At 51.5% G+C, this 7,714-nt stretch carries 4 protein-coding genes; 2 read left to right on the forward strand and 2 right to left on the reverse strand.

Annotation, left to right across the window (positions count from 1 at the left end):
• Positions 1 to 10: 10 nt before the first annotated feature.
• Positions 11 to 3,304, reverse strand: a complete 3,294-nt coding sequence (locus WCG50_RS15620) for a response regulator (protein WP_336900526.1) — start codon at positions 3,302 to 3,304, stop codon at positions 11 to 13.
• A gap of 39 nt (positions 3,305 to 3,343) precedes the next feature.
• Positions 3,344 to 4,252 (reverse strand): transporter substrate-binding domain-containing protein, encoded by a 909-nt coding sequence (locus tag WCG50_RS15625; RefSeq protein WP_336900527.1) that lies wholly within the window; start codon positions 4,250 to 4,252, stop codon positions 3,344 to 3,346.
• A 491-nt stretch (positions 4,253 to 4,743) separates the two neighbouring features.
• Here WCG50_RS15625 and WCG50_RS15630 point away from each other — a divergent pair, with 491 nt between their 5' ends.
• Together WCG50_RS15630 and WCG50_RS15635 are read left to right on the forward strand one after the other, a co-directional pair.
• Positions 4,744 to 5,028 carry a hypothetical protein gene (locus WCG50_RS15630; RefSeq protein ID WP_336900528.1) on the forward strand — a complete coding sequence of 95 codons (285 nt, stop codon included), beginning with the start codon at positions 4,744 to 4,746 and terminating at the stop codon, positions 5,026 to 5,028.
• Positions 5,021 to 7,525: a CHASE domain-containing protein gene (locus WCG50_RS15635; RefSeq protein WP_336900529.1), complete on the forward strand. Its 2,505-nt coding sequence runs from the start codon at positions 5,021 to 5,023 to the stop codon at positions 7,523 to 7,525. Before WCG50_RS15630 ends, WCG50_RS15635 begins: the two co-directional genes overlap by 8 nt.
• Positions 7,526 to 7,714: the final 189 nt, after the last annotated feature.

Here is a 7,714-nt window from a genome sequence, read left to right on the forward strand (position 1 = left end):
AACAGTCAATTCAATGCGAACTATGGATTTCGTGCCTTCGCTTTAGCAATTCAAGTGCGCGCTCGAATTCATATTCACGTGTCATTTCGAACACGTTTTCGAAGGTCGGCCCCAACGCCTGACGTAACATGGTTTGGTTGCTCTTGCAAAAACCCTCGGCTTCTTCGCTACCGCTGCGCAGCAAGGCCTCTAGTCTAGAGAGCATGTCCACTGCGATATCCGCACTGGTTTGTGTTGTCTGCGGTTGAACTTCAGCAACTTTCTCATCTTGTTCCAGTCCATTCTCAATGTCTTGATACAACTGAAAAAAAGCAACAATCAATGGCTGTGATTGTTGGGACCAAACGTGTGAGTTTGTCTGACTACGCAACATTTTTTCGGCATCCATGCACAGCTGTGCGCAATCGTTGGCACCCATGTTCAACGAAGTGCCCTTAATGGTATGAATCACCCTGAGCCCTAGTACCCAGTCGGACTGTTCACACGCCATAGTCAGTTGATCGACTCCGCGATGCAAAGCTTGGCAGTACTTTCGAAGCAGCGAAACATAGAGTTCCACATTGTTGCCGCAATTACGTAACCCACTCTGACTGCTTATTCCTGGAATGTTGCGCCAAAGTTCGGTGGCCCCTGCTGGTGACACGACCTTGCTGAGTTCAGGCGTCGAAATGGGAGGCACGTCGTCGCGCTCGCGTCCCCAGCGCCGCAGCGATGCCACCAAAACTTCTGGATCTATAGGCTTTGTCAAGTGCTCATTCATGCCCTCTTGCAGGCAGCGAAGTCCCTCTTCCTGCATGGCATGCGCGGTCATGGCAACAATGGGCAATTTCCGGAATCGGTCAATTTTTCGTATTGCAATCGTGGCTTGATGCCCATCCATTACCGGCATCTGCAAGTCCATAAAGACCATCGACCATGGCAACGGATCAGGCGTGGCCAGCAACAAGTCAAGCGCTTCACGGCCGTTGTTGACGACCGTGGTTTGCACACCCATATGGCCCAGCACCTCGACCGCAATCTGCTGATTGATCTCGCTGTCTTCCACCAACATCACATGCATGTTTAATTCGGGCGAATCGCCCTGTGGCGCGTATTCCGTCACGTGGTTGCTGCTCGCCTGTGTCTTTGGGAATAGCAGTTCAGCCACGGTATCCCACAATCGGGACTGGCTCACCGGCTTCTCCAAAAGCGCCAGGGCGCCGGCCTGCAAGCCCTCTTCGCAGGCGCCCTCCACGCCAAAGGCGGTCACCACCACTATGATAGGTTTTTGGGTAATCGCCGAGTTATTCATAACCGCGTGCGTGGCTGCGATTCCATCAAAGCCAGGCATCTTCCAATCCATTAGTACTAGGGCATAAGGGTCGGTCCGGTCACATTGCTCAATAGACCACAGCGCAGACTGCGCACTGTTGACCGCATCGACCCGGAAATCAAGCGCCCGCAATTGTTCGGCCAATATCTCACGAGCCGCTGCGTTGTCATCAACCACCAGCGCATGAAGACCATTGACTTGGTGTCTATCTCCATGAAGGATTCGGGCTTCGTGCGAGATTCGTAATCTCACATTGCAAGTAAATGTGCTGCCTTGACCCAGCGTGGACTGCACCGCAATAGCGCCGCCCATAGCCTGAGCAATGCGCTGTGAAATGACCAAACCCAGCCCAGTGCCGCCGTATTTTCTGGTGGTCGAACTGTCGGCTTGGGTGAAACTGGAAAATAGACGGGCCTGTTGCGCCTCGTTCAACCCGATGCCAGTATCCACTACGCTCAATAGCAACTCAATATTTCCCACTTCTGAATCAACAGTGACAGTTGAATTACTACGAGTAACGCTGATCAGGACCTGCCCTTGTTCGGTAAACTTCAATGCGTTGGTGGTGAGATTGAGGATCACTTGGCGCAGGCGGTGTGGGTCGCCCAACAATCCAAGTGGCACGTCAGGTGCTATCCGAATCAAGAATTCGAGATTTTTTTGCAATGCTCTTGGCGCCATCACCACCGCAACATTGTCCAGAAGATCATCCAACCAAAACGGGATTGCCTCCAAGTCCAGTTTTCCGGCCTCAATCTTGGAGTACTCAAGTATGTCGTTGATGAGGTTGAGAAGTGCGGTTCCTTCGCTGCTGATTTTTGTCATGTAGTCGCGCTGCTTAGGCGTTACCTCAGTCTTCAGCGCTAGGTGAGAGAACCCTATGACTGCGTTCAATGGGGTGCGTATTTCATGGCTCATATTGGCCAGAAAATGGCTCTTGGCCTGATTGGCCAATTCGGCTTGCTCCGATGCCTCCTTGAGTTGCTGACCTAGCCTTTGGGAGATGAGGTAGCGTCGCTGCATCTGTTGCCATAACAAGGCTAGCAAGACGCCCGCGGTCACGATGCCTGCAACTGCCAGCAAACCACATACCCAAGCCAGTCGGTAAATGGGCGAATACAGCTCAGCTACGTCCACTTTGCTAGATATCCACCAAGGGGTCCCTGGCACTGGCTGCATGGCTGCCAAGACAGCCCGGCCAAGATAATCTCGCCCGCTGTAAACCCCCGGGCCACTCACCAATGCCTTATGCATTGGCTGTTCCATGTCGGATGCCGAAAATTGGACAAAATCCCGCTTGCCATCCTGCATGCGGTTGAGCAAAGTCACCTGATCGCCATTCAACCGGTACAGCAGTAGTTCACCGGTTTTGCTTGGGTTGGGCCAATCGTTGACCATGGGCAAAAAGCGCTCAGTGATGGATATGGCGTAAACCAGGATAAGCGGCACATCCATGGACTCATCCGGAATATGTGTGCCAAACGCCATATAGGGAGTTCCGTCACGTTCGATGCTTATGTCAAGCAGGGCGGCCTTGTCAGTGGTCAGTGCCTGAGCCAACAGTGGCTTTATCTGTTGATCAGTGTAAGGAGCGACACCAACCGAAATCAAGGCCTCGCCGCCATGGTTCAAAACCTCAGAGCTGCGATATCCGTACTGTTTGCGTGTCTCTTCCAGCCATCGATTAACACGTTGATCTGCGTACAGAGCTGAAAAGCGATCCTGCCAGCGATCAGCAACGGGTTTGCTGGACGACACCAACAACTCCCGGAAAACGTCATTACGCGAATTGGAATAGAGATCAGCGCGTCGTTCCTCAATCCAGTCGGAGATTTGGGCCGCTTTCATTGCGGACAGAGACTTAAGTCGATGCTTCTCCAGAGCAATCGCTTCGTTGGACAATTGAAGAAACCCCACAACCCCGACAAGTGCAACAAAACTGGCGAAGATGCTAAATGCGGCCACCAACTGCCACAGTGTCAGCCGTTCCATTAGGCCTTCGAGCTTCTCCCCCATGCCCATGCTGCAGATCTACTGGCTTCGTGCGAAAAAGTTCGGGAAGTAACGGCGGATGCCCGGGTAATAGCGGTTCACCAACTTGTCGTAGCTGCCGTCAGCCCTTATCCCACTCAGGTAATCGTCAAAGGCGGCCCGCAACACTGGCGATGATTTGGGAAACGCGGCAGCTAAATCCTGATGTTCCGAAATAGGACCGATCACCTTGATGCGGCCCGCCCACCGCTGCAAATCAATGACCGCATCCGGCACATCCAGCAAGGTGAACTCCACATCACCCTTGAGTAATTCAGGCACCATTTCGTCCAAGTTAGTGTTGGCGGTATAAGAGCGCAAATCAATTCCCTTGCCCTTTAGCCCGTAGTTTGCGGGGTCCAAGCAAGTGCGCTCCATTACCAGCAGACTTTTCTTGCCAAGCACCGCACGGGTGCTGGCAATTTCATTGCGCAACTCGTGCTCGGCCGCCACCGGTTGGTAAGGCGAACTGGTGCGTGCGACCAGCAGCACTTGAGATGGAAAGGTAGGCTGCGAATACAAGACAACCTGCTGGCGCCATGGCAAAACGGTAAACCCGGTGGCAATCATGTCTCCCCGAATTGGGTAGTTCCCCTCCAGGTTCACTGTATCGCCGGTACGAGCTACATCTTTACCCAACAGATCGCGGATGACATCATAAAAGTTGGTGTAAACGAGTTCATAGCGAACGCCAAGGTACTTCGCAAAGCCCTGAGCTAGCTCCACGTCAAAACCTGTGCCATCGGCCTTGACGAAATTTGCATACTTGATGCCAAGATGGCGCAGGACACCACTAGCCTTTATTTCGTTGAGGTCGCCAGCGACTGCACCCAAGCTAATGACGGATGCCGCTAGCACAAGTGTCAGACGTTTAACCCAAATATTTGGCTGCTCAGCTTTAAAGGTCATGTCGTTTTCCCGTTCATAGAAGTGCTCCCGCAGAGCCCAACCCACAAGGTATGAAACTTTACCGAAGTGAATCTAGAGGAAAACACACGTTCACACAACGCTCCAGGAAAAATGAAAGTAGAGTTTCATTTTTCTATCTATGTAAGCCAATTCTGCCGACAACTTCATCATGGGTGGATACGTTCGGCTGATTCCCCTGGCCGAAAGGCAGCGGGTCCCTAGGCGGCAAGACATATGTGCCAAGTATTCGTGGTCCAGATGAGGCGATGCCCCGAGACACTGACAAGATGAACAGCGCTTACAAGCCGCCTGAATGGATCACGCGTACGTGATGTCGACACCACGCTTCAAGTGCGCTGCGTGATCAACCCTGCCAACCAAGATGCTAACCAGGGCTGCAACGTATTCCTGCTGATCCATGGTCGAGCCGACACTTATGTCATGAATAATTTGCTTCAACTGCTCATCGCTCAGATATGCTAGCTGGAGGCATGGACGCGCCTGTGTTACCTGAAAACAACTATATTTGCACCACGCCGCTGGACGTTAGGAAGTTTGCTGGCCAAATGGGTCGAAGCGGTAGTTTTGAAATTCCGCACGCGGAAAAAGGGGCCGTAAGTCTCCACAAAGCCAGTATCGACAGCCGCACAGGAACAACCAATGGCGCTGAAATTCGGTCAAAGGGTTACCCAGGTTCGAGTAGCGCCGTTCAATATCATCAATCAGGTGGCACATTGATAAGATTTTCCATCCAGCAGGCAAATGCTAGTGTTTAAGCTTATAAGAGCAAAAGGCCATCTGGCAGCATGGCTTGTGCTTGGCTGTGGAATTCTTGGCAGCCTATTCACTAGCGTCTATGTCAGGAAAAACATTGAGCAAACCGCATTAAGGCAATTGGCTTTTTCCTGCGAACAAGCAACGCTCAAGGTACAGGAGCGACTCAACACTTATGCCATGATACTTCGCGGTGGATCTGCCCTGTTTGCCGCTCGAGAAGCGGTCAGTCGCGACGATTGGCGCGCCTATGTAAGCACCTTGCACGCCGATCAAAATGTTCCCGGTGTACAGGGAATCGGTTTTGCCCAGGTCATTCCAGCAGGTCAACTCTCGGCTCATCTTGCCCGAATTCGCGCCGAAGGGTTTCCCTCCTATACCGTAAGACCAGTGGGCGAACGCGCCATCACGACATCGATCGTCTTCCTGGAGCCCTTTCGTGATCGCAACTTGCGCGCCTTTGGTTACGACATGTTCTCCGAAGCCGTGCGTCGCAATGCAATGGAACACTCCAGGGATAGCGGCGAAGCTGCACTGTCAGGCAAGGTGCAATTGTTGCAGGAAACAGAAACGGCAATTCAGGCAGGTGTTCTGATGTATGTCCCTGTCTATCGCAAAAATGCACACTTGGAGACACTTGAACAACGTCGGGAGTCACTGATTGGATGGGTTTACAGCCCCTTTCGCATGACTGATTTAATGACTGGTACGCTTACTGACTTGTCTAGCAGTCAAGGTCGGGCTATTGATTTGCATATTTACGACGGGAATGTACTGTCGCCAGCTACCCTACTGTTTGACAGCAATCCGAACAATACAGATAAGCCACATTCGGTGCTGGATTTGCGTCGCGTCATCCAATTTGATCACCATACACAGTGGGTACTCAGATTTGAGAATGTAGCGACAGAAATGCAGTTTGATTACACCCAAGCGTGGCTTACCCTGATTGCGGGGCTTGTGATCAGCTCTTTAATGTTTGGACTTACGCGTTCGATCGTAAATACTAGAGTCAATGCAACCAAGATTGCAGCAAGGCTAACGTCTGAAATCGGCGAGCTTAGTCAACGTTTCACTTTCGCAGCGGAGTCGGCCAAAATTGGGGTGTGGGACTATGCCGTCAAGGAAAACAGCCTGATTTGGGACAAATGGATGTACGCACTCTACGGTGTAAGCCCCGAGAGCTTTAGTGGCGCTTACCAAGCCTGGCAACAGGGACTGCATCCGGACGACAGATCACGTGGAGACAGGGAAATTAACGAGGCCTTAAGCGGCGAGCATAAATTTGATACCGAATTTCGAGTAGTCTGGCCAACGGGGCAGGTGCGTCACCTGAAGGCTTCCGCCTTGGTGTTGCGCAATGCTGAAGGAGAGGCATTGCGGATGATTGGGGTCAACTACGACATTACCGAGCGTAAGCAGAGCGAGTCCGCACTGATAGAGCGCATGGAGCAATTGAACGGCATCTTTGCCCTGTCGCCGGATGGGTTCATATCTTTCGATGATTCACAGCGTGTCAAGTATGTAAGTCCGGCTTTCTCCGAGATGACCGGATTGAGTGCAAATGAGATTGTCGGAATCGATGAATCGCAATTTGCTGCGAAAATTGTCTCCCTTTGCGTACCATCCCATGCTTTGCGAAGTCTAGATGAATTGGACTCCATGAATACTATGGAAGTTGACAAAAGACCGGTGCGCGAATTGATTGAACTTATTGTTCCCTCAGGTCGCACCCTGCAGGTAAGCATGCGGTCCAACACCAATGCATCTGTTTCAAAGATGTTGTATTTCCGCGATGTGACCTACGAGACCGAGGTCGACAGGATGAAGAGTGAATTTCTCTCCCATGCAGCTCACGAATTGCGTACTCCGATGACCGTTCTTCTTGGTTTTAGCGAGGTTTTGTTGGGAATCGAGCTGGATACGCCTACCCAGCGAGAGCTACTGGAATCCATTCATCGTAATTCCTTATGGTTGGTGAAAATTATTAATGAGTTGTTGGACCTTTCCAGAATTGAATCTCGTCGTGGGCAGGATTTTGCGATTGTTTCTGTAAATATTTCTGGACTCATTCAGGATACAGTGACTGAAATGGCTGTCACGGATGAACGATGGAAACTTATACTTGAGATACCTGCAGCGCCGATCTTTGCCCTTGCTGATATAGATAAAATGCGCCAAGTGTTTACTAACATTATTGGCAACGCGATAAAGTATTCCCCAGAAGGCGGAGAAATTCGCATAGCCATTACCGCCGTTACTGGTAAGGTAGGCGTCACGGTGAGTGATCAGGGCATCGGCATGACGCCAGAACAAGTCCTGCATTATGGTGACCGTTTTTGGAGGGCTGACGCTTCCGGAAAAATTCTCGGCACGGGACTGGGTGTGGCAATCACCAAGGAAATCCTTTCGATACTCGGCGGCAGTCTGGAAATTGCATCGCAAAAAGCTCAGGGTACGCAAGTGACTCTGTGGTTACCGACAACACCCATCCCCTAAAAGGTAAAATGATGGGATTGCCACACGCGAACAAACAACGGCCGAAAGTAGACCCGCTTTGGGTGGCTGCCGTCGCTGGCTCCTAGGGAAACTCTGCATAACTCCGCTACATGTGTGCTTGACGTAAGCCCGGCCTGAGAAAATACAGCCCATGAAACAAGCCAGCCTGAAGCTCAATCTGAACGTCAA

Origin of the sequence: Rhodoferax sp., from assembly GCF_037143375.1 — a bacterium.
Classification (GTDB): Bacteria; Pseudomonadota; Gammaproteobacteria; order Burkholderiales; family Burkholderiaceae_C; genus Rhodoferax.